We start from the raw sequence: 24,873 nt of genomic DNA on the forward strand, positions 1-24,873 counted from the left end.
ATGGCCACCTTGCATACCCAACTCAACCCACGTTCGGCAGAGTTTGCCGCCAACAGCGCGGCGATGCGCCAACAGGTCGACGCGCTGCACAGCCTGCTTGCCCAAGTGCAGCAAGGCGGCGGTGCCAAGGCCCAGGAGCGGCACACCTCACGCGGCAAACTGTTACCCCGCGAGCGCATCAACCGTTTGCTCGACCCCGGCTCGCCGTTCCTTGAACTCAGCCAACTGGCTGCCCATCAGGTGTATGGCGAAGACGTGCCTGCCGCCGGGCTGATTGCCGGGATCGGCCGGGTGGAAGGCGTCGAATGCATGATCGTCGCCAACGACGCCACGGTGAAAGGCGGCTCCTACTACCCGCTCACGGTGAAAAAACACCTGCGCGCCCAGACGATCGCCGAGCAGAACCGCCTGCCGTGCATCTACCTGGTGGACTCCGGCGGCGCCAACCTGCCGCGTCAGGATGAAGTGTTCCCCGACCGCGAACACTTCGGGCGGATCTTCTTCAACCAGGCCAACATGAGCGCCCAAGGCATCCCGCAGATCGCGGTGGTGATGGGCTCGTGCACCGCCGGTGGCGCCTACGTGCCGGCCATGGCCGACGAAGCGATCATGGTGCGCAACCAGGCCACCATCTTCCTTGCCGGCCCGCCGCTGGTGAAAGCCGCGACGGGTGAAGTGGTCAGCGCCGAAGACCTCGGCGGTGCCGATGTGCACTGCAAGATCTCCGGCGTCGCCGACCACTATGCCGACAGCGATGAACACGCGCTGGCGCTGGCTCGGCGCAGCGTGGCCAACCTCAATTGGCGCAAACAAGGCGAACTGCTGCAACGCACACCGGTCGCGCCGCTGTACAGCAGCGAAGAGTTGTATGGCGTGATCCCGGCCGATGCCAAGCAGCCCTTTGATGTGCGCGAAGTGATCGCAAGGCTGGTGGACGGCTCGGTGTTCGATGAGTTCAAGGCGCTGTTCGGCACCACCTTGGTATGTGGCTTTGGGCATCTGCATGGCTACCCGATTGCGATCCTGGCCAACAACGGCATCCTGTTTGCCGAAGCCGCGCAAAAAGGCGCGCACTTTATCGAACTGGCCTGCCAGCGTGGCATTCCGCTGCTGTTCCTGCAGAACATCACCGGGTTCATGGTCGGCCAGAAATACGAAGCCGGTGGCATCGCCAAGCACGGCGCCAAGCTGGTCACCGCAGTGGCCTGCGCCAAGGTACCGAAGTTCACGGTGATCATCGGCGGCAGCTTTGGCGCCGGGAACTATGGCATGTGCGGTCGCGCCTATGACCCGCGTTTCCTGTGGATGTGGCCGAATGCACGCATCGGCGTGATGGGCGCCGAACAGGCGGCCGGCGTGCTGGTGCAGGTCAAGCGCGAGCAGGCTGAACGCGCAGGCACAGGGTTCAGCGCCGAAGAAGAGGCCGCCATCAAGCAACCAATCCTTGACCAGTACGAAACCCAGGGCCACCCCTACTACTCCAGCGCGCGCCTGTGGGACGACGGTGTGATTGACCCGTTGCAGACCCGGGACGTACTGGCCCTGGCGTTGTCCGCTTCGCTGAATGCCCCCATCGAGCCGAGCCGCTTCGGCGTGTTCCGCATGTAACCTGTAGGAGCGAGCTTGCTCGCGAAGATCGTCAACGATGACGCGGGAATTCTGGATGAGCGCGTTGATTGGACGTTTTTCGCGAGCAAGCTCGCTCCTACAGGAGACCTCTTATCATCATGGAGCTCCTTGCATGAGCGATTTCAACACCCTCGAACTGATCTCCGACAGCCGTGGCTTTGCCACCCTGTGGCTCAGTCGTGAAGCCAAGAACAACGCGTTCAACGCAGAGATGATCCGCGAACTGATCATCGCCCTCGACCACGTACAGGGTGATCCATCCCTGCGCTTTCTGGTGCTGCGCGGGCGCGGCAAGCATTTCAGCGCCGGGGCCGATCTGGCCTGGATGCAGCAATCGGCCGAGCTGGATTACCACACCAACCTGGACGATGCCCGTGAGTTGGCCGAGTTGATGTACAACCTGGCCAAGCTGAAAATCCCGACCCTGGCGGTGGTGCAAGGCGCGGCCTACGGTGGCGCACTCGGCTTGATCAGTTGCTGCGACATGGCGATTGGCGCGGACGATGCGCAGTTCTGCCTGTCGGAAGTACGCATCGGCTTGGCGCCAGCGGTGATCAGCCCGTTCGTGGTACAGGCCATCGGCGAGCGCGCAGCACGGCGCTATGCGCTGACCGCTGAGCGCTTTGGTGGCCAGCGGGCACGGGAGATCGGTTTGTTGGCGGAAAGCTATCCCGTCGGCGAGCTGGATCAACAAGTCGAACAGTGGATCGCAAACCTCCTGCAAAACAGCCCGGCGGCCATGCGCGCCAGCAAGGACTTGCTGCGCGAAGTGGGCCACGGCGCCCTCACCCCGGCCCTGCGCCGCTATTGCGAAAATGCCATCGCGCGCATTCGTGTCAGCGCCGAAGGCCAGGAAGGCCTGCGCGCCTTCCTGCAAAAACGTCCACCCAGCTGGCAATCGCAGGAGCCACGTTCATGAGCACGTTGACGACCCTACTGGTGGCGAACCGGGGCGAGATTGCTTGCCGAGTGATGCGCACCGCCAAGGCCATGGGCCTGACCACCGTGGCGGTGCACAGCGCCACTGACCGCGATGCGCGCCACAGCCGTGAGGCGGATATCCGCGTCGACCTGGGCGGCAGCAAGGCCACTGACAGCTACCTGAAAATCGACAAACTGATCGCTGCAGCCCAGGCCAGCGGTGCCCAGGCGATCCATCCGGGTTACGGTTTTTTGTCGGAGAACGCCGGTTTTGCCCGCGCGATTGAAGCCGCCGGGTTGATATTCCTCGGCGCGCCCGCCTCGGCCATCGATGCCATGGGCAGCAAGTCGGCCGCCAAGGCCTTGATGGAAACCGCCGGGGTCCCCTTGGTTCCGGGTTACCACGGTGAAGCCCAGGACCTGGAGACCTTCCGCGCAGCCTGCGAGCGCATCGGCTATCCCGTGCTGCTCAAGGCTACGGCGGGTGGCGGCGGCAAGGGCATGAAGGTGGTCGAGGAGGTCAGCCAGTTGGCCGAAGCCCTGGCCTCGGCACAGCGCGAGGCATTGTCGTCCTTCGGCAATGGGCAAATGTTGGTGGAAAAGTACCTGCTCAAGCCTCGCCATGTGGAGATCCAGGTGTTTGCCGATCAGCACGGACATTGCCTATACCTCAATGAACGTGACTGCTCGATCCAGCGTCGTCACCAGAAGGTCGTCGAAGAGGCGCCAGCACCGGGACTGAGTGTTGAACAGCGCAAGGCCATGGGCGAAGCCGCCGTGCGCGCCGCCCAGGCCATCGGCTATGTCGGCGCAGGCACCGTGGAGTTCCTGCTGGACGCACGCGGCGAATTCTTCTTCATGGAGATGAACACGCGGCTGCAAGTGGAGCACCCGGTGACCGAGGCGATCACCGGCCTGGACTTGGTGGCCTGGCAGATCCGTGTCGCCCAGGGCGAGGCGTTGCCGATCACCCAGGAGCAGGTGCCGCTGATTGGCCATGCGATCGAAGTGCGGCTGTATGCCGAAGACCCGGCCAATGACTTCCTGCCCGCCACCGGGCACCTGGCGCTGTACCGCGAATCCGCACCGAGCCCTGGGCGCCGCGTGGACAGCGGTGTGGAGCAAGGCGACAGCGTGTCGCCGTTCTACGATCCCATGCTCGGCAAGCTGATTGCCTGGGGTGAAGACCGTGAGCAGGCGCGGTTGCGATTGCTGGCCATGCTGGACGAGTTTGCCATCGGCGGGCTGAAGACCAACCTGGGATTTTTGCGGCGCATCATCGGGCATCCGGCGTTTGCGGCGGCTGAGTTGGATACCGGGTTTATTCCGCGTTATCAGAATGAGTTGCTGCCGGTGCCTGGAGAATTGAGTGACGAGTTCTGGCAGGCGGCCGCCTCAGCATTCATACAGAGCTTGCCAGCGGAAGAAGGACCTTGGGCAGACAAGCGAGGATTTCGCGCCGGGCTACCTGCCGAGGTTTCACTGCACTTGAGCTGCAATGGCCAGGATCGATTGGTGACGTTGGCGGCTGAGGCGCCACAGCTGCGAGGCGAACAGTTGCTGGTTGAGCAACAGGGCGTGCGTCGCAGCCATCTGGCAGTTCGCAGCGAAGGCACTGTATTTTTGCGCTGGGGCGGCGAGATGCAGGGCGTGACACTGTTCGACCCGATTGCGGCGGTTGAGGCCAACCAGTCCCATCAAGGCGGCCTGACCGCGCCGATGAACGGCAGTATCGTGCGGGTGCTGGTGGAGGTTGGCCAAAACGTTGAGGCCGGCACGCAACTGGTGGTGCTGGAGGCCATGAAGATGGAACACAGCATCCGCGCGCCTCAAGCCGGGGTGGTCAAGGCGTTGTTCTGCCAGGAAGGCGAAATGGTTGCAGAAGGTTGCGCGTTGGTGGAACTCGAAGCGAACGGCTAGAACTTCGCAATGGCCTGAACAACGACACCCAGAATGTGGCACTCATCAGTGAATGGCTGCTTTGGGTAGGTGGGATTGAGCGGCACCAGGTAGAGCTGGCCGCTTTCTTCCCGCAACTGGCGGAAGGTCGCCTGAGGGCTCCCGGCCCATTGGGCAACCACCAGTTTGCCGGGCTCGGCCTTGATGGCCGGGTCGACCAGGATGAGCATGCCCGCGCTGATGCTCAAGCCGCTGGGCGCGGTCATGGCGTCGCCGCTGACCGGCAGCCAGAACGCATCGCCCTTGGCAGGGTAATCGGTGAGTTCGAAGCGGTCAGCGCCATAGGCCGCACGCTCTTCGCGGACCTCGCACAGCCCTTTCCAACCGCTGACCGGGTAGCGAAAATACGGGCTGTAGTGCTTCTGCGCAGGCGCGTCCTCCGCCCGCTCACGAATGTCCAGCGCGACTTCCAGATACCCCAGCCCCAACGCGGCTAACACCCGGTTCATGTCCACCACACTCGGCGCACGGCGCTTGTTGAGCCAATGGCCAACGCCGCCTTGAGACATGCCCAGACGCTCAGCCAATTCACCCTGCGTGACCTTGCGGTCTTCCATGTTGGCCTTGACCAACGCTATCCAGTTATCCATGGAAGCTGACAATACGTCACGCAGTTTCCAGGGCAATAAACAGTTTGTAGTAATCCATAAAACGACATAAATACGATACGTACTATCATCGGACATAAGGTTTTCGACACCCATAACAGAGTACCGCCCCTTATGACCACCAGCCCGTACCTCCTGCACGAAATCCCTGAAGATCACGACCTGCGCAGCAGTGGCGCCGCCCAGCGCGCACTGGACTTTTATTTGAAAGAAGAGATGTCGGCCGCAGCCCCCGACGACGCCCTCTTCGCCATCAAGCCAGGCATCAGCCCGGAAGAAGCCCTGGTGCACGCCTCGGACCTGTTGCGCAGCGCCGCCGCTACGGCCTATGAGTCAGCGAGCAGCCATCAGGGTAATCATCGTGACCTGGCGTTTTCGGTGGTGTATTTGATTGATATGGCGAAGGCGATGGTGGAGCGGTCGTTGCAGGTGCCAGCGGCTCAAGCGAACGGATAACAGGCGCAGAAGAAAAATATTTCTATCTCACGGATAAAAACATTTGACTTGCAAATGATAATGATTATTATTGGACCCAGCTGATCGCGAGATCAGTCGATAGACCAAGGGACCTTAGGTCGGACTCTTGGAATATCTCCTCATCAGGCTAATCACGGTTTTTGACCCGGCTCTTTGGCCGGGTCTTTTTTTTGCCAGTTTCCCTGGCATGGCTTCAGGCTAATGAAGACTATGTGTTGCTCAATGGCGCGCATGGTAGCAAAAGACCATCGCCAAAAGAAAGTCAGTCGAACGCTCTAGTCCAAACCTTTGCGAAATAGCGCTTGAGAATCAATCTCATAGATTCTAAGCTGCTGCGGCGTCAAGGATGACGCCCCCTCCCCCGTGCAACAATTTTGCATCCAGTCTTTACCAGACTCCTGTGTAATATAGCCGCCACAACACTCATATTCAGGCAATCAGACTATGACCGTGGCCTTGACCTCCATCAGGATCAGCACCGACTTTGACAGTGGCAATATTCAGGTACTGGATGCCAGTGATTCCTATCAATTGCTGCTGGCGATCAAACCCGACACCCGTAGCCAACATTTCCAATGGTTCCACTTCAAGGCCGAAGGTATGCATGTGGGCCACACCCACACGTTTCGCCTGAGCAATGCGAGCCAGTCGTCTTACCCGCACGCGTGGAGCGGCTACAACGCCGTAGCGTCCTACGACCATATCAATTGGTTTCGGGTACCTTCGCGCTTTGATGGGGAAATCCTGCATATCAGCCTTGAGACCCGGGAGAAGCAAGCCTGGATTGCCTATTTCGAACCCTACAGCCGTGAGCGGCATGACTGGCTGATCGAACAGGCCTTGAGCCGCGCCGACACCCAGTTGCTGGCCACCGGTAAAAGTGTCGAAGGCCGTGATATCCCACTGCTGCGTCGCGGAAAAGGTGGCGAAGGCCGCCGCAAAGTCTGGATCATCGCCCAACAGCATCCCGGCGAACACATGGCCGAATGGTTCATGGAAGGCATCATCGAACGCCTGCAACAGGACGGTGACGCCGAGTTGAAAAAACTGCTGAAAGTTGCCGACCTGTACCTGGTGCCCAACATGAACCCGGACGGCGCGTTCCATGGCCACCTGCGCACCAACGCCATGGGTCAGGACCTCAACCGCGCCTGGCAGAACGCCAGCCAGGAGATCAGCCCGGAAGTGCTGTTCGTGCAACAGCAGATGGAAAAGTACGGCGTCGACCTGTTCCTCGATATCCACGGCGATGAGGAAATACCCTACGTCTTCACCGCCGGCTGCGAAGGCAACCCCGGCTACACACCGCGCATCGAGATGCTGGAAAAACACTTCCGCAGCCACTTGAGCGCCCTGACCCGCGACTTCCAGACCACCTACGGCTACACCCGCGACCTGCCGGGCGAAGCCAACATGACACTGGCGTGCAATGCCGTCGGCCAGCAGTACGACTGCCTGTCCCTGACCCTGGAAATGCCCTTCAAGGACAACGACGACGCGCCCAACCCGCTCACCGGTTGGTCAGGTAAACGTTCAATGCAACTGGGTAAGGATGTGTTGAGCAGCGTGGCCGATATCGTCGACGTCTTGCGCTAAACCGAGTCGGCGGGCACCCGCCGACAATCCTCAGGCCCCAGCAACCGCCCATCCGCCGAGCGCAGCTCCAGCGCTCGCAGCGGCGCGCCATGGGCGCTGTCCACCATCACCGAATGCGCCTCGCCTTCCCCGTAGAAAAAACCCTCGCCCCACTGCCGCAACCCGATGATCACGTTGAACAGGCCCTGGCCCTTTTCCGTCAGGACGTACTCCTGATAAGCGCTGCCATCCGACGCCGGCACGATCTCCAGCACGCCATGGGCCACCAGGCTGCGCAAGCGCGTGGACAAGATGTTTTTGGCCATGCCCAGGCTGCGTTGGAACTCACCAAACCGGCGAACCCCATCAAACGCGTCGCGAATGATCAGCAGCGACCAGCCATCGCCAATCGCATCCAGCGAGCGCGCCACCGGGCATTCGGCGCTTTCAAAGCGGGTGAGCTTGACCATCGGGCTGCCTGTCGTCGACCAATAATGTAGTTGCAATATAAAACCAGAATCCATACCGTACAACTAGTTTCATTTTAAAACCACAAAGGATATCCCCATGCCTTCCTCACCCTTGAGTAACAAAGTGGTGGTGCTGTTCGCCATCGCCTGCGGCCTGTCGGTAGCCAATGTCTACTACGCCCAGCCGTTACTCGACGCCATGGCGCAAACCTTTACCATGGACCACGCCACTGTCGGCATCATCATCGCCCTCACCCAAGTCGGCTATGGCGTGGGCCTGTTGTTGCTGGTGCCACTGGGGGACTTGCTCAACCGGCGCCGGCTGATTGTCAGCCAACTGCTGCTCTCCACCCTGGCCGTGCTGATGGTGGGATTGTCCTCAAGCAGTTTCTGGCTGTTGGCTGGCATGTTGCTGACCGGGCTGCTCGCGGTGGTTGCCCAGGTGCTGGTGGCATTGGCGGCTCACTTGGCGTCGCCGGAACAGCGCGGGCAGGTGGTGGGGTTGGTCACCAGCGGTATCGTGGTCGGTTTGCTGCTGGCCCGCTCGGTGTCCGGCGCGATGGCCGATCTGGCAGGCTGGCGCTCGGTTTATCTGCTGTCAGCAGGCCTGACGCTATTGATGGCCATCTTGCTGTGGCGCGTGTTGCCAAACACCGAACAACCGCGCGCCACCGGCACTTATGGCACGTTGATCCGCTCGGTCTTCAGCTTGCTCAAGAAAGAAAAGGTCCTGCGTGACCGCGCCGTACTGGCAATGTTGATTTTCGCCGCCGGCACCGTCTTGTGGACGCCGCTGGTGCTGCCGTTGAGCGCCGCGCCGCTGTCGCTTTCCCACACAGAAATCGGCCTGTTCGGACTCGCCGGTGCCGCCGGAGCACTCGGTGCTGCCCGCGCCGGGCGCTTGGCCGACAAAGGCTTTGCCCAGTGGACCAGCGGCACGGCATTGCTGCTGATGTTGCTGTCCTGGGTCGCCATCGGCTGTACCCAATCGTCGCTGTGGGCATTGGTGTTGGGGGTGATTGTGTTCGATCTGGGCCTGCAAGCCGTGCATGTCACCAGCCAGAGCCTGATCTACGCCGTGCGCCCCGACGCTCAGAGCCGGCTGGTAGCCGGCTACATGCTGTTTTACTCAGTGGGCAGTGCGCTGGGCTCCATCAGCGCAACCGCTATGTATGCCTGGGGCGGTTGGATCGGGGTGTGCGGCCTCGGTGCCACCATCAACCTGCTGGCGCTGATCTACTGGCTGGCCACACTGCCCGCCAAACCTGTTTCAGTCCTTGCTGCCGGTCATGCTTTGCAGCACGCCGTCACGGCGGATCAACCCATGGAACAACGCCGCCGCCAGGTGCAACAGCACTGTCAGGAATAGCAGATAGGCCAGGAACCCATGGGCCCTGCGCAACACCGCGAACAACGGCGCGTTCGCCCCCACCAGCGCCGGCAACTGCACCGAACCGCTGAGCATCACCGGGTCGCCCGCCGCCGAAATCATCGCCCAGCCCAGCAACGGCAAGACCAGCATCAGGGCATACAACACCAGGTGGGAGGCTTTGGCCGCCAGCACTTGCCACAGCGGCAAGTCGGCAGGCAACGGCGGTTGGCGCGTGGAAAAACGCACGACCAAACGCACGATCACCAAGGCCAGGATCGCGATACCCAACGGCTTGTGCAGGTGGATCAACCATTCATGGCGCTCTGAAACAGAAGCCGCCAGGCCCGCGCCGATAAACAGCATGGCGATGACCATCAGCGCCATCAGCCAGTGCAGCAGGCGCGCCAGGGGTGCGAAAAACCGCGGTTGGGCATTCATGGTTTCGACTCCTGAAGGGCGCTGTGCAACGGGCTGACTTCACCGGCGCGGCGCAGGTACGAACTGGCGTACGCCGCCGAGCGAGCTGCCAGCAACGGGTCGTTGGAGGCTTGGATGCCACTGGGCAGAATCAGTGGATCGAAGTTGATATCGCGGCAATCCCCATCCGCCTGCGGCTGGCTGCTTTGCAGCACCAGGGTGCCGGCGTTGATGACTTTATGCTCGCCGGTCCAGGCCTTGCTCGCATCGTCCACGGGGTCGCCGGGGTTGGCCAGCGTCATGTTCAACTGCCAGCGCAACGGCCCGGTCGCCAGGCGCTGTATGAGGTCCTTTTCCAGGAAATCACTGCCCGCAGGCGCGGTATCGCCCGCTGCATCCTGAAGCTGCGGCACGACGCCCCAACGCACGGCCTGGCGCTTGCCATCGGCCCCTACCAGGAAGAACGCGTTGATACCGTTGTAAGTTTCGGTCGCATAACTGGCCGAAGGCTTGGCGGTCTTGACCCACGCCAGGAACGGCGCAGTCTCGGGATGAGCGGCAAAAAATGCCGGCATGCTCGCCGAGTCCGGCTTGCCAGTGGCAGGCTGCGGCGCACCGGCCTTGAGCATTTGGTAGAACGCTTCGGGCGTGCCGACCGGGAACACCGGCATGCTGTTCATGCCGGTGCGCCACTGCTGGCCGTTGGCCTGGCTGAACTGCACGGCAAAACTGCGGATCGGCACACTGCTGTCCGGCGCATAGGGGTTACCGCTCGGCAAGGCGAACCGTCCGATCAACGGCGTCTTGGCCTCGCTGAATACCTGGGCGCTGGAGTAGGCACGGGCTTCGGCACTGCTCTCGAAATAACCGGCCACGCACACGCCCTTGGCATGGTTACGCCGGAAGCCTGGGTGCACGCCGTTGTTGGTTTCCAGGGCATTGACCAGGGTTTTCGGGCGCAGGCGCTGTGGGTCTAGGGTGCCGTTGACGTAGGCAAAAGCCCCCGCCATAACCGCAACCACGGCACCGATACCTGCCAGGCGCGCGATCAGGCTCGCAGTGCTCAGCGGAGGACGGGGCGGTGATGAGTGATCTACCATGAAGGAACTCCAGGGCCAAAGGCCTTAGGGGTAAATATAAGGTCGGAGCATTAAGACGAATGCCGATCGGCTCTATTCCCTGGCCTTTGATTTATTTCCCAGGATCGGGAATAACCGTTCACGCCGCACGTCTCTCCAGTCCCAGCGTAGTGACCAGCCAGATTCCCATGCATGAACTCGACGAACAGTTACGTGAACTCATCCCCAGGTTGCGGCGTTTTGCCGTGTCCCTGACCCGTAACGCCAGCAGCGCCGACGACCTGGTGCAGTCGACCCTGGAGCGGGCGATCATCAGTTGGGCCGACAAACGCGTCGAAGGCGACTTGCGCGCCTGGCTGTTTTCGATCCTCTACCGGCAGTTCCTCGATGCCCACCGCCGCACCCGGCGTTATGCGCGCATGCTGGAATTCTTCACCGGACGCGACGATGCGCAGCCGTCGGTGGAACGCACGGTGATCGCCCAAGCGACCCTGCAAGCCTTCGATCAACTCAACACCGAGCAGCGCGCGTTGCTGCTGTGGGTTTCGGTCGAAGGCCTGAGCTACAAGGAAATCGCCGAGATCCTTGAGGTGCCCATCGGCACCGTGATGTCGCGCCTGTCCCGGGCGCGCCAAGCCCTGCGTCAACTCAGTGATGGCGAAATTGCCAGCCCTTCCCTGCGGATACTCAAATGATCAGCCTGCCCCCCAGCGAACGCGATTTGCATGCCTACGTCGATCACCAACTGCTGGAGAGTGATCGCCGCGTGCTTGAAACCTACTTGGCGGCCCACCCGGACGTCGCCGCCCAGGTCCACGCCTGGCAACACGACGCGCAGTTGCTGCGTGCCGCGTTGGGCGGCGCCCTGCAACAGCCGGCCAACCCGGACCTGGACCCGGCGCTGATCCGCCAGCGCATCAAGCGTCAATCACGACGCCACTTGGCTACGGCCGCCGTGCTGCTGATCGCCATCAGCCTCGGCGGTGTCGGTGGCTGGCACGCCCGTGAAGCCACCCAGCCCGCCCAACTGCCGATGGCCGATGCGATGCAGGCGTTCCGCTTATTCGCCCAAGACGGCATCATGCCCGCCGACTACAAAGTGCAGGGCAGTGGCACGATGCAGGCCTGGCTCGACCGCTACTTCAACCAGGCCCATCGCCTACCCGACTTGAGCGCGTCCGGATTCACACCGGTCAGTGGGCGTTTGCTCACCACCGAGCAAGGCGCTGCTGCCATGGTGCTGTATGAAGACCCGCAAGGCCGGCGCATCAGTTTCTACATTCGCCCACCAGGACCGGAAAACGGTTTCCTGCCAAGGGGCAGCCGCAGTGCCGATGGCTTGCAGGCGCAGTACTGGTCCGGCGCAGGCTACAACTATGCGATGGTCAGCCCGGTGGATCAGCCTGCCCCGCCGCTGCTGACGTTCTAGAAACCCACATCGAGTACCACGTTGTCCACATAGGTGCCGCCGGGAGGCGTGCTCTGGTCGGTGTAGATCCGGGCGTTGTAGTTGAACACCTGGCTGCCGGTGCCCAGGCCATTGCCGGGGTTGATCTCGGCGGTGGAGCTGGCGCGCCGTGCAGCGCCCACGCTGCCCCAGCGCGTAGTGCCGGCGCTTTTGAAGATGTCATACGCCAGGTAGTTGCTGCCCGAGATCATCCGCCGCCGACCGCCCACGCTGACGGCGTTCTGGCCGTCGCTCAAGCCCACGGTGTAGGCACTGCCCTTGGTGCAGGCGATATTGATGGTCTGCCCGGTCACGGCGGTAAATCCACTGATGACCGGGGCGCTGCCAAAGCTGATATTGGGCGCGGTGATCTGGCAGTCGTTGGTGACCGTCATGCTCACTGTCAGGGTCGCTACCGGCGGGTTGGAACTCTTGTCGCGCGCGAGGCACACATTGCCCAGGCTCAGGAGTGAGCAATAGTCCCAACTCCAGACAATGTTCAAGGTCTCGGTATAGACCCCCGCCGCCACGTTGCTGCCGGTAATGCTCCCGACATACAACGGCAGGGTTTTGGCACCGGGCCCAGAGACCAAGCCAAAGGACGAGGCAATGCCATTGGTACCAAAATCGAAAGCCACCCCGCGATTGATAGGGAAACTGGCGCTGTTATTGCCATAGATCGTGTAACCGATCACGTCTCCGGTCGGTCCCACCATACCTGACGTGGCCGAGGTAATAGTGGCAATGAAGTGATCGCTGCCCGGCACCAGTGCGATCAGGGTCGGCGTGCAGCGCAGCCCGGCATTGGCAGTGGAACTGCCTTGCACCGTCGTGTTCACCGTCATTGAGCTGACGGAGCCAAAACTGACCGGCGCGGTCGCCACCACCGAGCAAGCGGCCGACGCACTACCGCAGAGCAGCACACTGCCTATCAACGCAATGCCGCGCCCTCTCATTGGCACACCAACGGCCCGATCAACGGCACGCCCTGTTGCTGCTCGTCCATCTCGAACCGCGCCTGGCACGTACGCCCTTCACCCAACGTGACCTGCAACGTGTTATGGGCCGAGAGGTTTTCCAGGTACACCAGGCCATCCCAGCCCACCACCGCCTGCTGGCCACTTTGCTCATGCACCACAAGGCTGCCGAGGGGCAACTCCTGATGCTGGGTGTCCACCAGCGTGACACTGGCCGCGAGCACCCGACGCAATGGAAATTCCAGCAGGTAACCGCTGCCACGGCGCACCGACACACGCTGCTCCACATTCGGGCTCTGCACGTTGAGCGGGAGGTTCAGCGGATCGATTTCGTACTTGCCGCGGTAATAGGCGCTGCTCCACGGCACCAGCAAGTGGCCATTACGGTCGGTTTCACCCACCAGCTGGTTTTCATAGCGCACCGGAATCCCGGCGAAGCCCTGAGTACTCACCACCACAAACGCATCATTGATACGGTTGGCGGCAAACATATCGCCGCCCATCCACACCAGCGAACCACTGGCATCCGCCCAACGCGTCTCGGCGTCGCTGCTGCCGTACACACCCGCCTGCAACTGCACCGACTGCAAACGCCAGGTCAGGTCGGCCTGCCGGTACGCCGGGCCATCACCCTGGGCATAACCAAGGTTGTAACCCACCCCGCCTTCGCTGGGCACTGCGCGGCTGTAGTTGAGGCGCTGGCGACTGGCGCCATCCTTGCTGCGCTCGGTACTCACGGCCAGGCTGCCGTTGAGGTCGAACGGGATAACCAACTGCGCCTGCATCGCCCAGTTACTGTCGCCGATCTCACGGTTGGCCGACAGGTAGAAACTGGTGTTGTGCCACAGGGGTTTGCTCCAGCTCAGGTTGAGCAAGCGCGTGCGCGAATCGTCCGCTGCCTGCACATCAAAGTAACCCACGCCCAGGCTGCCGAAGCGCTCAAGGTTGAGGCTCAAGGTCACTTGCTCACTGCGTTTGCTGAGGCTGGCATAGGGGGTGTCGACCAGGGTCAGGTCCGCGTACTCGTCGCGCCGTTCGACCCGCTGGTACGACAGGCTGTAGCGCGTGCTGTTGTATGAATACCCCAGGCTCAGTTGCTGGCCGCCGCGCCCTTCGAACTGGCTTTGGCTGACGGCGGTGTTGAGCACGCCGAAGTTGCCCAGCCTCAAATTGCCACCCAGGCCGCCGAGGGTCAGGTCACTGGAGGCTTCGGCGTGGCTTTCCAGGGTCAGATTGTCGGAAACACCATAACGAAAGGTGCCGCTGGCGACGCCAGGCCCGTAGGCGAAATCCTTCAAAGTGTATTCCCGGCGCAAGGAACCGGCGGCCACCGAGAAATCCGTCAGGCCTTTTTGCAGCAGCGAACTCGTCACATAAAACGGCACCGTGGTTGACACCTGGCGACCCAGCGCGTCGGTGGTCACCACCACCGCCTCACCGGCACCATTGATAAATGGCACGTTGGTCAGGGTGTAAGGCCCCGGTTGCAGCAGCGCGCTGTCAGATTTGTAGCCGTTGATAAACAGGTCCACCGAGGACGGCACGGCAGCTTCACCGGCAAATTGCGGCAAGGGGTAGGTCACCAGGTCCGGGCGCACGGCGAAGTCCCGTGAAAACTGCACCCCGCCCAGACGCACCGAGCTGCTCCAGGGCAAGGCGCCGCTGATCACGTCACCGGCCTCGTAGGTCAGCAGTCGTTCGTCATCGGAGAAACGCCAGGTGGTGTCATAGCGCCGGTAGCCGTTGTTGAAGGTACTGCTGCTGACGCCATCGGCCAGGGTCTGCCGGTATTGCCCGGTATTGGACAAGGTGCCCCAGTTGTCAAACAGCCGCACTTCGTTCCAGGCGGCGAGGTAGCTGCCGCCCTCGTCGGTGTCGTTGAAGTACAGGTCATAGTTGAGCAAGGCGCCGAAACTGCTCATCGCCTGGGTGCGCGGGTAGGTGTTGCGATTGCCGATGAACTGTTCCTTCAGCCATGCGGGCGGCACATCCAGCAACAGGCGTTGGCCATTGCTGTCGTAGTCACTGTGCAGGCCTGGGATGGTGTCCAACGCCACGCTGCCACTCAGTTCACCGGGCAGCTTCATGCCCACATCCTGCAACGCACTGGCGGGGACATAGAGTTGCCCGGCCCGTTGATCGACCGCGATGACGCGCCCGGTGTCCATCTGGTTGACCACCAGTTCCAGAAACAACTGTGCATCGGCGACAGCCTCCATACTGCTTGGCGGCGGCGGCAGGTCGCCAGCCACGCCTTGGGGCGCAATCATTGCGGCCCATAGCCCGCTTACCACTGCCACCGACGGCCATAGACGACGAGCCCGACCACGACTCACACATGGCGTTGTGTCCTTCAATGGACATCTCCATCCGTTTAAATCCCGGAGCGTCCCGCCCCGCTACACTCGGTTACCGCTTCGGTGCCAGGTTCTCCAACTGTTGCGCACCGTTGACCCTGACTTGCAAGGGCTGGTCAGCCGACAGCCCATCCGGCACCGGCCAGCGCATGGTCGCGCCCGGCAACACGTAGCCCAACAGGCCGTCCACCAACGGTTTGGTCTGCCCGCCCTGTTTGAATGAAGCATCGGTGAGGCGCGCATGCACGGCGCCCTGGTTACGCACCTCGATATAGTTGCGCCCCGCCACCGTGACCTTGTGCCAGCTCAAGTCCGGCTTGCCGGCACCCTTGGGGTCGCGCTGGCGCGTGCTGTCTTCCTTGCTCCACAGGCCCGCGCCATAGGCAAACAGCGGCACCGAGTAGCGCATCTGGAAGCGAATCGCCGCTGCGGTGTTCTTGCCTTCCGGCGGCGTCGGCACCTGCAAGGGCGAAGGGATTTCATCGATGATGATGCGGTAGGCCAACTCTTGCCCTGGTGGCACTTCGCGGGTGCGGGTCAGGCGTACGAGTTGTTTTTGCCCCGGCTCGATTCGCGCCACCGGCGGGCTGCCGATCACATCGCGCTGGTTCTGGTATTGCTCGTCGAAGCCGCTCTGGCTCCACGCGAACACACGAATCTGCAGGCTCGCGGTTTCGCTCCCACGGTTTTCCAGCCACAACGCACTGGCCTGTTGATCGGCCTCCAGCACCGGGTCGATGGGCCAGATCAGCACCGAGCTGGCCGCCTGCACAAACCCCGCCGTGCACACGGCACTCAGGGCAATACCCGCGGCCCACAGCCGCCGGGAAGGTGAACGCATAACCCCACTCCTTTTACCGATAGCCTTACCACGTCAGCTGCACCTGCAGCGTGTCGCTGTATGTCCCCCCAGGCTGATTGCCCGGCAATTGCACCCGCCCGTAAATGGGCAGGTTGATGTTGTTGGCATCGCTGTAGGCCACATTGACGCTTTGGCCAATCCCCAGGCTTTGGCTGAATGCCGCATCCCGAAACAGCTGGTAAGCCACCCGCGCGCTGCCGCTGTTGAGCTGCAGATTGCGCCCGGTGCTGCTGTGCAGGCCGCCGTCGACGCTCATGCTCAGCGTCACCCCCGGCGTGCATTGCAAGGTGACGCCCCCGGTCAGCGCCGCCGTGACCGTGCTGGAGGCCAGGGCCGAATAACTGCCGTAGGTCAGCGTGCCGTAATTGGAGCCCCCGCCCACAATCAGGCAACCCGGCGTGATAGTCGCGCTCACCTGGAAGCTCTGGCTGGTCACCGCCGACAACGGCAGCGGCACCGCCAGCCCACAGGCCAGCAACGCTCTGAGCCACATCGCTAGAACGTCAGCTCCACGGCCACGGTGTCGGTGTAGGTGCCGGCTGGCAGCCCCGCCTTGCCCACCGCCCGACCGTAGAGGTTGACGGTCTGCGCCACGCCGGTACTGGTGGCGAGCGTGATCACGCCGTCAATCGCCAACAGCGCAGAGTGGCCGCTGTCGGTGTAGAAGTCGTAGGGCACGAAGTTGCCCGCACCGTCGGCCAATGCACGGCTGCCACCGGGGGACGCGCCGTCATGGGCACCGGCGCGCACCTTGACCGCTGGCGTGGTGCCGCTGGAGCACAGGATCGATAACGCGCCACCGGTGCCAGTACCGCCGAGCAACTGGGCATCGGCGTTGGTGAACAGGCTGTTGGTGGTGCCGAAGTTCAAGCTACCGAAGTTCAACCCGGTCGCCGCGCCGGAACCGTTGACCTGGCAACTGGCGATCAATATCAGGCTGGAGGTGATCTGCCCGGTGACCGTGGTTGCCGCATTGAGGTTGGAGGCCATTGCCAGCCCCAGCGCGCAAGCGCCCAATCGCGAAACAAGTACATGCATGGTGTTCATCCTCTTGAGTTACCAGTCCAGTGTCACCGTCAACGTGTCGGTGTAGATCCCTGCCGGTAAGGCACTGGTATTTGCCACCACGGAGCCAAACACCGGGATCGGTATCTGGGTGCCCTTGGCTACGACAAAATTGCGTTGCTGGCCGATGCTGTAGGTGCTGCGGCCCTGTGGATCGGCGGACAGCCGATACGGAATCATCTGACGCCCATTGCTCAGGCGCCGCGTAGTGCCATCACCGTTGGTGCCGCCGTCGATAGTCACGGTGAAGCTTGAGACCGAGGGGTTGCACGACACCGCCAGCGGCGCCTTGTCGCCGTCGGAGACCGCTGCGCCCAGCGTGTTGTTCCAGGTCGGGCCCTGGCTGCCGAAGTCGAGCAGCGCCGTGCCGCCCGTGGGGTTGACCGGCGCGCTCTCGACGCCTTTGCTCACTTCACAACTGGCGGTGATCACCAGTCGCGCCTGGATAAACCCGGTGGCGACAGCCGCCTGCACGTCATCCGCCAGCATCAGCAGGCCTCCCATGGCCATCACGGCCAGATAGCGGCTTACCATGTGACCGTGACCTTGAGCAGGTCGGTGTAGCGGCCGACGGCGGGGATGTCCTTGAGCGGCTCGATGCGGCCATACAGCGGCAGATCAACGAAGCCTGCGTCCGGCACGCGACCACTGATCGGCACATCCACCGGCAACGGCACGCGCCGCGCGGCGTCGGCATAAATGCGATAGGGAATGGGTTTGATCGAAGGGGTGGCGCTGAGGTAGCGCACTTCACCGGTACCGCCATGCAGCCCGCCATCCACGCGCACCTGATACGGCGTGTCGGGGTTGCACTCCAGGCGCGGCTGGCGTTGGCTGATCAGTGCCGCACTCAGGGGCCCGGCCGGGTCATCCAGACGCGCGCCGCTGCCAAAATCCAGTACGCCAAGTTGCTCGATGCCAGCACTGCGGGTGGTGCCCACCAACTGGCAGCCCCGCTGCACGTCGATACGCACCTCCACCTGGAGTTGTGCCCCGAAAGCCGTGCTGCAGAGCATCGCGCCCATGACTGCCAATACTGCTCGTCCCTTCACTGCCCCAAATCCTTGTACAGGGGTAACTGCTGTGTAGGAGGTTAGTCACTCAACGAGAAACTGCCAGTCTGGGCAGCTTTGCAAGCGTGACATGCCGTTTCGAGATAGCGGGCAGCGCCCTTCTCTATTGGTCAAAACGCAGCAGTCGCCCTAAAGTGAGCGACCATTGAAATACAGAGTGACTCGCATTGGCCGCGCTTTCCCTGATCCGTCGCCTGCTCGGCAAGAAAACCGACGCCCCTGACGCCTCGCCTATACCCGCGTTCTTCCAGCAAAAAGCCGAGCAACAGGGTTATACCCTCAGCGCCGGCCAAACCCGCGCCATCGCCGCCTTGGCCCGAGAAACCCAGCACCTGCTCACCGGCCAGCCCACCCGCAGCCTGTACCTGTACGGGCCGGTTGGGCGCGGCAAAAGCTGGTTGCTGGACGGTTTTTTCCAAGCGTTGCCGATTACCGAGAAGCAGCGCGTGCATTTCCATGACTTTTTCGCGCGCCTGCATCGCGGCATGTTCACGCATCGTGAACAGGACGATGCCCTGGCCGTGACCCTCGATGAACTGCTGACGGACTGCCGGGTGTTGTGTTTCGACGAGTTTCACGTCCACGACATCGGCGACGCGATGCTGATCACGCGGCTGTTCAAAGCCCTGTTCCAACGCGGTGTGCTGGTGCTGGTGACGTCCAATTATGCGCCACAGGGGCTGCTGCCCAACCCGCTGTACCACGAGCGTTTCAAGCCGGTGATCGACCTGATCGATGCGCGCATGGAGGTATTGGAAGTCAGTTCGCCCCAGGATTTCCGCAGCCTGCCCCAGGCCCAAAGCACACAACGCTTTACCAGCGGTCAGTACGTTTGGCCGGGGACTGCGCGCCAGCGCGAAGCCTTGGATCTTCCCGCTGCCGACTGCCCGCCACAGCCCCTGGCCGTCGGTAATCGGACATTGATCTGCCGTCACCGCGCAGGCCGCTCCATCGCCTTCACCTTCAGCGATCTTTGCGAGCAGTTGACCGCAGTCATGGACTACCTGCTGCTGTGCCAGGACTACGACCACTGGGTCATCGACGGCCTGCCTCAACTGGCGGACTGCCCGATCGCCGTGCAGCAACGCTTTATCAACCTGGTGGACGTGCTCTACGATCGGGACAAGCACCTGATCCTGATCGGCGCGCAGCCCCTCGCCATTGCCCTGGGCGGCCAGGCCATCGACCTGGCCCGCACCGCCAGCCGTCTGGGACAATTGCAACAGGCTGACCCGCAACCGGCACCCGACCCGGTATCATGAGCGCCATTGATGCCCCTTTGCCGAGTGACCACCCCGTTCATGCATACCCTCGCCCAACTCAAGGCCGGCCAACTGGCCGGTATCACGCGCCTGGACTTGTCCTGCGGGCTGACCGAATTTCCCCGGGAAATCTTCGAACTGGCCGACTCCCTGGAGATCCTCAATCTCAGCGGCAACGCCCTGAACAGCCTGCCCGACGACCTGCACCGGCTGCCGCACCTGCGCGTGCTGTTCTGCTCGGACAACCGGTTCACCGAGCTGCCGGCTTGCTTGGGCCAATGCGCCAAACTGAGCATGATCGGCTTCAAGGCCAACCAGATCAGCCACGTGCCCGCCGCCGCGCTGCCGCCGTTGTTGCGCTGGCTGATCCTGACCGATAACCGCATCAGCCAGTTGCCCGACGAACTGGGCAAGCGACCACTCCTGCAAAAACTGATGCTGGCCGGCAACCAACTGGCGCACCTGCCAGAAAGCCTGGCGAACTGCCATAACCTCGAATTGCTGCGCATCGCTTCCAACCGCTTCACCCAACTGCCGGAATGGCTACTGACACTGCCAAGCCTGACTTGGCTGGCCTATGCCGGTAACCCGGTGGAAATGGCCGTGGACGTAACGGGTGATGACGCTACGCCGAACATTCCCTGGCCAGAGCTGGAACTGGCCGAAGTCCTTGGCGAAGGCGCTTCCGGCATTATCCGCAAGGCCCTGTGGAAACCGTCAGGCCAGCCCGTTGCGGTCAAACTCTACAAAGGCACCATCACCAGCGATGGCTCGCCGCTGCACGAAATGCAGGCCTGTATCGCTGCCGGGCTGCACCCCAACCTGATCAAGGTAGAGGGCCGCGTGGTCGGCCACCCGGATGACCAGGCCGCACTGGTCATGGACCTGATCGACCTGAGCTACCGCAACCTCGCGGCGCTACCGAGCCTGGCGTCTTGCACTCGCGACATCTATGAACCGGGTACCCGCTTCAGCGTTGAAGTGGCGCTGCGCATGGCGCGGGGCATCGCTTCGGTCGCCGCGCACCTGCACCGGCACGGCATCACTCACGGTGACCTGTATGGCCACAATATCCTGTGGAATGCAGCCGGCGACTGCTTGCTGGGGGATTTTGGCGCGGCATCGTTCCATGCCACAGCGGATAGCGTGGAAACCAGGGCGTTGCAGCGGATTGAAGTGCGGGCGTTCGGGATTTTACTGGGGGAATTGTTGGAGCGGGTTGAAGGACAGGTGAGCAGCGAAATAGTCGAGCTGCAGAAAAGATGCTGTCAGCACGATGTGCTGGCACGGCCGAGCTTCAACGAAATAACGCAAATCCTGTAGGAGCCCGGCTTGCCGGCGATGGCGTCCTTGAAACCACCATCGCCGGCAAGCCGGACGCCTACAAGGCATTGTCAGTCAGCACGTAAGCGTCAGCCAGCCAACCCGACAAACATATCCTGCACGTCATCGTGGTTGTCCAAGCCTTCGAGGAAGGCTTCAACCTCAGCCATCTGCTCGTCGCTCAAACCGCTCACCGGGTTTTTCGAGAGGTAACCCAGCTTGGCCGACAGCACGGTGAAACCCTGCTCCGGCAAGGCTTTTTGTACTGCGTCGAGGTCGGTGGTCTCGGTGATGAACAGGGTGGTGCCTTCTTCTTCACCCTCTTCGAAATCCTGGGCGCCGGCTTCGATAGCGGCCATTTCCGGATCGGCGTCCGGGCTGTCCGGCGAGGCTTCGATCAGGCCGACGTGGTTGAAGTCCCAGGCCACGGAACCGGAAGCGCCCAGTTGGCCCTTGCGGAAGGCCACGCGGATTTCCGCCACGGTACGGTTGATGTTGTCGGTCACGCACTCGACGATCAGCGGCACCTGGTGCGGCGCGAAGCCTTCGTAGGTCACGCGGTGGTATTGCACGGTTTCGCCGAGCAGACCGGCGCCTTTCTTGATGGCGCGGTCCAGGGTTTCCTTGGGCATCGAGGCCTTTTTGGCCTGTTCCACCACCAGACGCAGGTGGGCGTTGGTGGAGGTGTCGGCGCCGTTGCGGGCGGCGATGGTGATTTCTTTCACCAGCTTGCCGAAAATCTTGCCCTTGGCATTGGCTGCCGCTTCTTTATGTTTGACTTTCCACTGTGCGCCCATGACTCACTCTCTTCTGTCCATCGCGCCCAAACGTCTACTGGCCGGCGCTTTGGGGGCAGAGTTTATAGCGCAAAAACGCAACGTTCCACCAAAAAACCGTCAGGGCGCCAACTCGAAAAACGCCTGAATCAAGCGCAACGAGCGACGCCGCTCCATGCAGCCGAGCATGTGCCGGTTCACCAGCCCATCGCCCTGGATCGGTACGGCGCGCACCCGCGGGTCCGGGCTGACCTCCATCGACGAGACCACGCCCACGCCCAACTCAGCGGCCACGGCTTCGGTCACCGCCTCACGGCTGTCCAGTTCCAGCAGCACCTTAGGCTGTACACCGGCAGCCTGGCAGGCGTCATCGAACGTACGCCGGGTGATGGAACTCGGCTCGCGCAGCACCATGATCACCTCATTGAGTTGTTCCAGGCGGATACCCTTGGGCAGCGCCGCCCACGGGTGACTGGCCGGCACCAGCGCGCAAATCCGTGATTCGCTCAGAGGCTGCAGGTGTAGGCCATTGCGTGGCTCCACCTCCGTCAGCACTGCGACATCCGCATGCTCGGACAACAACGCCGCCAAGGTTTCCTGGGCGTTGCCCAGGCGCAGGTTCACGGTGATGCCGGGGTAGCGCGCACGCAAGCTGGCGATCATCGGCATCACCAGGTGCGGGCCGTCGGCTGCGACTTCCAGGCGCCCGATGAGCAATTGGCGATTGGCCTCCAGCATCGTCTGCGCTTCGTCCACCAGGCCGAAGATGGCCCGGGTGATCGCCGCCAACCGCGCGCCCTCCTCCGTCAATTCCACGCGCCTGGCGGTGCGGCGCAGCAGCGGAATCTGGTAGTGCTCTTCCAGTGCCTTGATATGCCCGGTCACCGCCGGCTGGCTGATGAACAACCGCGCCGCCGCACGGGTAAAACTGCCCTCGCGGGCCACGGCATCGAATGCACGCAGTTGAAACAGGTTCATAGCTATCGGCCTCACTGATAGCTCGCATAACAACAAACAATTTGATTGATGACAAGCCAAACTGCAATTTAGGCGCCGTAGATTCATCCGATGCTTCGCGAGGACTTGTAATGACGACGCCCATCCTGCTCACGCCCGGCCCGCTGACCACCTCCGCCCGCACCCGCCAGGCCATGATGGTGGATTGGGGTTCATGGGACGACCGCTTCAACCAGCTCACCGCCAGCGTCTGTGAGCAGTTGCTGGCAATCATCGACGGCGCGGCCAGCCACCATTGCGTACCGTTGCAAGGCAGCGGCACCTTCGCCGTCGAAGCTGCCATCGGCACCCTGGTGCCGCGCAACGGCAAGGTGTTGGTACTGATCAACGGTGCCTACGGCAAGCGACTGGCGAAAATCTGTGAAGTGTTGGGCCGCGAGTTCAGCACCTTTGAAACCGCCGAAGACCAACCCACTACCCCTGCCGATGTGGACCGTCTGCTGCAAGCCGACCCGGCCATCACGCACGTCGCGCTGATCCATTGCGAAACCAGCACCGGCATCCTCAACCCGCTGGCCGAGATAGCCCAGGTCGTGAAAACCCACGGCAAGCGCCTGATCATCGATGCCATGAGTTCCTTTGGTGCGTTGCCGATCGATGCCCGCGCAGTGCCTTTCGACGCGTTGATCGCCGCGTCAGGCAAGTGCCTGGAAGGCGTGCCGGGGATGGGGTTTGTCTTCACCGATAAACAGGCACTGGCTGCGGCCCAAGGCAATTGCCACTCCCTGGCGATGGACCTGTTCGACCAGCACGCCTACATGGCCAAGACCGGCCAATGGCGCTTCACCCCGCCGACCCATGTGGTGGCGGCCCTGCACGAAGCGCTGCTGCAATACGCCGAGGAAGGCGGCTTGCCCGCCCGTCATCAACGCTATGCGCGCAATTGCCACGCACTGCTCGACGGCATGGCCGAACTGGGCCTGCGCAGCTTCCTGCCGGCTGAAATCCAGGCGCCGATCATCGTTACGTTCCACGCCCCACACGACCCGCGCTACCAGTTCAAGGACTTCTACGAACGGGTCAGGGCCAAGGGTTTCATACTGTACCCAGGCAAGTTGACTCAGGTGGAAACCTTCCGTGTGGGCTGCATCGGGCATGTGGATGCGACGGGCATGCATGCAGCCGTCGCCGCGATCGCGCAAGTACTGCAGGAAATGAATGTGCTCCAACCTGTGGGAGCCGGCTTGCCGGCGATCACCGGCGACGCGTTCCTTCTGTAAAACCTCATTTTCGTTCATCGCTGGCAAGCCAGCTCCTACAGGATTTGTGTATGAACTATCAGAACCCCAACACCCTGCAAGCGGTGATCCTCGACTGGGCCGGCACCGTGGTCGATTTCGGCTCCTTCGCACCGACGCAGATCTTTGTCGAGGCCTTTGCCGAGTTCGACGTGCAAGTCTCCATCGAAGAAGCCCGTGGCCCGATGGGCATGGGCAAGTGGGACCACATCCGCACCCTTTGCGACCAACCGCAGGTCGCCGAGCGCTACCGCAAGGCCTTTGGCCGCACGCCCACCGATGACGACGTAACTGCCATCTACCAGCGCTTCATGCCCTTGCAGATCGAGAAGATCGCCGAACACTCGGCGCTGATCCCTGGCGCCCTCGACACCATCGCCCGGTTGCGTGTGCAAGGCATCAAGATCGGTTCCTGCTCCGGCTACCCCAAGCAAGTCATGGATAAAGTCGTCGCCCTGGCCGCCACCAATGGCTACATCGCCGACCACGTGGTTGCCACCGATGAAGTGCCCAACGGTCGCCCCTGGCCGGCCCAGGCCCTGGCCAACGTGATCGCCCTGGGCATTGACGATGTGGCGGCGTGCGTGAAGGTCGACGACACCGTGCCGGGTATCCTCGAAGGCCGTCGCGCCGGCATGTGGACCGTGGCCCTGACCTGTTCCGGCAATGCGCTGGGCCTGACCTACGAACAGTTCCGCAGCTTGGATGCCGCGACCCTGGCCAGCGAGCGCAAACGGATCGAGGCGATGTTCGAAGGCTCGCGCCCGCACTACCTGATCGACACGATCAATGACCTGCCCGCGGTCATCACCGACATCAACGCACGGCTGGCCCGCGGGGAAATGCCGCAGAGCCACTGACCGAGGTCAATACCAGGGCATTTACGCCAGGCAAACCGCTCAAAACCGGCATACAGTTAAAGGACTCCATCACCAAAGAATGGAGGTTTGCCCTGATGAGTGAGGAAAC

Annotated in this window: 25 protein-coding genes; 12 read left to right on the top strand and 13 right to left on the bottom strand. The window is 62.3% G+C overall.

Annotated features, from left to right (window positions below; translation table 11 throughout):
• The 3 genes from HX868_RS22205 (at window position 1) to HX868_RS22215 (ending at window position 4,470) form a co-directional block, all read left to right on the top strand.
• Window positions 1-1,608, top strand: coding sequence for a carboxyl transferase domain-containing protein (locus HX868_RS22205; RefSeq protein ID WP_177004374.1), 1,608 nt, complete (start codon window positions 1-3; stop codon window positions 1,606-1,608).
• Window positions 1,609-1,741: 133 nt separating this feature from the next.
• Window positions 1,742-2,548 (top strand): gamma-carboxygeranoyl-CoA hydratase, encoded by an 807-nt coding sequence (locus HX868_RS22210; RefSeq protein ID WP_177004375.1) that lies wholly within the window; start codon window positions 1,742-1,744, stop codon window positions 2,546-2,548.
• A complete protein-coding gene (locus HX868_RS22215) occupies window positions 2,545-4,470 on the top strand; it encodes an acetyl/propionyl/methylcrotonyl-CoA carboxylase subunit alpha (RefSeq protein ID WP_177004376.1) in 1,926 nt (641 codons plus the stop codon). The genes HX868_RS22210 and HX868_RS22215 overlap by 4 nt, the downstream gene beginning before the upstream one ends.
• Here the strand turns inward: HX868_RS22215 and HX868_RS22220 are convergent.
• Window positions 4,467-5,099: a LexA family protein gene (locus HX868_RS22220; RefSeq protein ID WP_177004377.1), complete on the bottom strand. Its 633-nt coding sequence runs from the start codon at window positions 5,097-5,099 to the stop codon at window positions 4,467-4,469. The genes HX868_RS22215 and HX868_RS22220 overlap by 4 nt on opposite strands.
• A 132-nt stretch (window positions 5,100-5,231) precedes the next feature.
• Between HX868_RS22220 and HX868_RS22225 the strand changes: the two genes are divergently transcribed.
• Together HX868_RS22225 and HX868_RS22230 are read left to right on the top strand one after the other, a co-directional pair.
• The gene (locus tag HX868_RS22225) at window positions 5,232-5,573 is read left to right on the top strand and encodes a DUF6124 family protein (protein WP_177004378.1); all 342 of its coding nucleotides are present in this window, start codon (window positions 5,232-5,234) and stop codon (window positions 5,571-5,573) included.
• Between the two features lie 465 nt (window positions 5,574-6,038).
• On the top strand, window positions 6,039-7,190 hold the full coding sequence (locus tag HX868_RS22230) for a M14 family metallopeptidase (RefSeq protein WP_016976152.1): 1,152 nt from the start codon (window positions 6,039-6,041) through the stop codon (window positions 7,188-7,190).
• On the opposite strand, the gene HX868_RS22235 is transcribed toward HX868_RS22230, so the two are convergent.
• On the bottom strand, window positions 7,187-7,639 hold the full coding sequence (locus tag HX868_RS22235; RefSeq protein ID WP_177004379.1) for a winged helix-turn-helix transcriptional regulator: 453 nt from the start codon (window positions 7,637-7,639) through the stop codon (window positions 7,187-7,189). The two genes, HX868_RS22230 and HX868_RS22235, sit on opposite strands and share 4 nt — an antisense overlap.
• Window positions 7,640-7,736: 97 nt before the next feature.
• On the opposite strand from HX868_RS22235, the gene HX868_RS22240 reads away from it, so the two are divergent.
• Window positions 7,737-9,008, top strand: coding sequence for an MFS transporter (locus tag HX868_RS22240; protein WP_177004380.1), 1,272 nt, complete (start codon window positions 7,737-7,739; stop codon window positions 9,006-9,008).
• Here HX868_RS22240 and HX868_RS22245 read toward each other — a convergent pair.
• Both HX868_RS22245 and HX868_RS22250 read right to left on the bottom strand, forming a co-directional pair.
• On the bottom strand, window positions 8,910-9,449 hold the full coding sequence (locus tag HX868_RS22245; protein WP_177004381.1) for a cytochrome b: 540 nt from the start codon (window positions 9,447-9,449) through the stop codon (window positions 8,910-8,912). The two genes, HX868_RS22240 and HX868_RS22245, sit on opposite strands and share 99 nt — an antisense overlap.
• Window positions 9,446-10,528 (bottom strand): catalase family peroxidase, encoded by a 1,083-nt coding sequence (locus HX868_RS22250; RefSeq protein ID WP_177004382.1) that lies wholly within the window; start codon window positions 10,526-10,528, stop codon window positions 9,446-9,448. The genes HX868_RS22245 and HX868_RS22250 overlap by 4 nt, the downstream gene beginning before the upstream one ends.
• Window positions 10,529-10,695: 167 nt before the next feature.
• On the opposite strand from HX868_RS22250, the gene HX868_RS22255 reads away from it, so the two are divergent.
• Complete coding sequence (locus HX868_RS22255) at window positions 10,696-11,202, top strand: RNA polymerase sigma factor (RefSeq protein ID WP_122729159.1); 507 nt, start codon at window positions 10,696-10,698, stop codon at window positions 11,200-11,202.
• Window positions 11,199-11,936 carry an anti-sigma factor family protein gene (locus tag HX868_RS22260; RefSeq protein ID WP_177004383.1) on the top strand — a complete coding sequence of 246 codons (738 nt, stop codon included), beginning with the start codon at window positions 11,199-11,201 and terminating at the stop codon, window positions 11,934-11,936. Before HX868_RS22255 ends, HX868_RS22260 begins: the two co-directional genes overlap by 4 nt.
• On the opposite strand, the gene HX868_RS22265 is transcribed toward HX868_RS22260, so the two are convergent.
• From HX868_RS22265 to HX868_RS22295, 7 genes are all read right to left on the bottom strand, one after another.
• Entirely contained in the window at window positions 11,933-12,910 is a 978-nt protein-coding gene (locus HX868_RS22265) for a Csu type fimbrial protein (RefSeq protein WP_177004384.1), read from the bottom strand. The two genes, HX868_RS22260 and HX868_RS22265, sit on opposite strands and share 4 nt — an antisense overlap.
• Window positions 12,907-15,201, bottom strand: a complete 2,295-nt coding sequence (locus HX868_RS22270; RefSeq protein WP_177004385.1) for a fimbria/pilus outer membrane usher protein — start codon at window positions 15,199-15,201, stop codon at window positions 12,907-12,909. Before HX868_RS22270 ends, HX868_RS22265 begins: the two co-directional genes overlap by 4 nt.
• Window positions 15,202-15,340: 139 nt before the next feature.
• A complete protein-coding gene (locus HX868_RS22275; RefSeq protein ID WP_095016787.1) occupies window positions 15,341-16,129 on the bottom strand; it encodes a fimbrial biogenesis chaperone in 789 nt (262 codons plus the stop codon).
• Between the two features lie 25 nt (window positions 16,130-16,154).
• On the bottom strand, window positions 16,155-16,643 hold the full coding sequence (locus HX868_RS22280) for a Csu type fimbrial protein (protein ID WP_177004386.1): 489 nt from the start codon (window positions 16,641-16,643) through the stop codon (window positions 16,155-16,157).
• Between the two features lie 2 nt (window positions 16,644-16,645).
• Window positions 16,646-17,188: a Csu type fimbrial protein gene (locus tag HX868_RS22285; protein WP_025999725.1), complete on the bottom strand. Its 543-nt coding sequence runs from the start codon at window positions 17,186-17,188 to the stop codon at window positions 16,646-16,648.
• A gap of 18 nt (window positions 17,189-17,206) precedes the next feature.
• Complete coding sequence (locus HX868_RS22290) at window positions 17,207-17,749, bottom strand: Csu type fimbrial protein (RefSeq protein ID WP_177004387.1); 543 nt, start codon at window positions 17,747-17,749, stop codon at window positions 17,207-17,209.
• On the bottom strand, window positions 17,743-18,240 hold the full coding sequence (locus HX868_RS22295) for a Csu type fimbrial protein (protein ID WP_425504239.1): 498 nt from the start codon (window positions 18,238-18,240) through the stop codon (window positions 17,743-17,745). The genes HX868_RS22290 and HX868_RS22295 overlap by 7 nt, the downstream gene beginning before the upstream one ends.
• Window positions 18,241-18,455: 215 nt before the next feature.
• Between HX868_RS22295 and zapE the strand changes: the two genes are divergently transcribed.
• Both zapE and HX868_RS22305 read left to right on the top strand, forming a co-directional pair.
• Complete coding sequence (gene zapE / locus HX868_RS22300; protein WP_177004388.1) at window positions 18,456-19,550, top strand: cell division protein ZapE; 1,095 nt, start codon at window positions 18,456-18,458, stop codon at window positions 19,548-19,550.
• Window positions 19,551-19,589: 39 nt separating this feature from the next.
• Entirely contained in the window at window positions 19,590-20,873 is a 1,284-nt protein-coding gene (locus HX868_RS22305; RefSeq protein ID WP_177004422.1) for a protein kinase, read from the top strand.
• A gap of 89 nt (window positions 20,874-20,962) precedes the next feature.
• Here HX868_RS22305 and HX868_RS22310 read toward each other — a convergent pair whose 3' ends face one another.
• Window positions 20,963-21,670, bottom strand: a complete 708-nt coding sequence (locus tag HX868_RS22310) for a YebC/PmpR family DNA-binding transcriptional regulator (protein ID WP_016976136.1) — start codon at window positions 21,668-21,670, stop codon at window positions 20,963-20,965.
• Window positions 21,671-21,769: 99 nt separating this feature from the next.
• Window positions 21,770-22,627: a LysR substrate-binding domain-containing protein gene (locus HX868_RS22315; RefSeq protein ID WP_177004389.1), complete on the bottom strand. Its 858-nt coding sequence runs from the start codon at window positions 22,625-22,627 to the stop codon at window positions 21,770-21,772.
• A gap of 110 nt (window positions 22,628-22,737) precedes the next feature.
• Between HX868_RS22315 and HX868_RS22320 the strand changes: the two genes are divergently transcribed.
• Complete coding sequence (locus tag HX868_RS22320; RefSeq protein ID WP_177004390.1) at window positions 22,738-23,886, top strand: 2-aminoethylphosphonate--pyruvate transaminase; 1,149 nt, start codon at window positions 22,738-22,740, stop codon at window positions 23,884-23,886.
• Between the two features lie 50 nt (window positions 23,887-23,936).
• Window positions 23,937-24,764, top strand: coding sequence for a phosphonoacetaldehyde hydrolase (gene phnX, locus HX868_RS22325; protein ID WP_095016794.1), 828 nt, complete (start codon window positions 23,937-23,939; stop codon window positions 24,762-24,764).
• The last annotated feature ends 109 nt before the right edge of the window (window positions 24,765-24,873 follow it).

The sequence above is a fragment of the Pseudomonas reactans genome, from assembly GCF_013385825.1.
In the GTDB taxonomy this organism is placed as follows: Bacteria; Pseudomonadota; Gammaproteobacteria; order Pseudomonadales; family Pseudomonadaceae; genus Aquipseudomonas; species Aquipseudomonas reactans.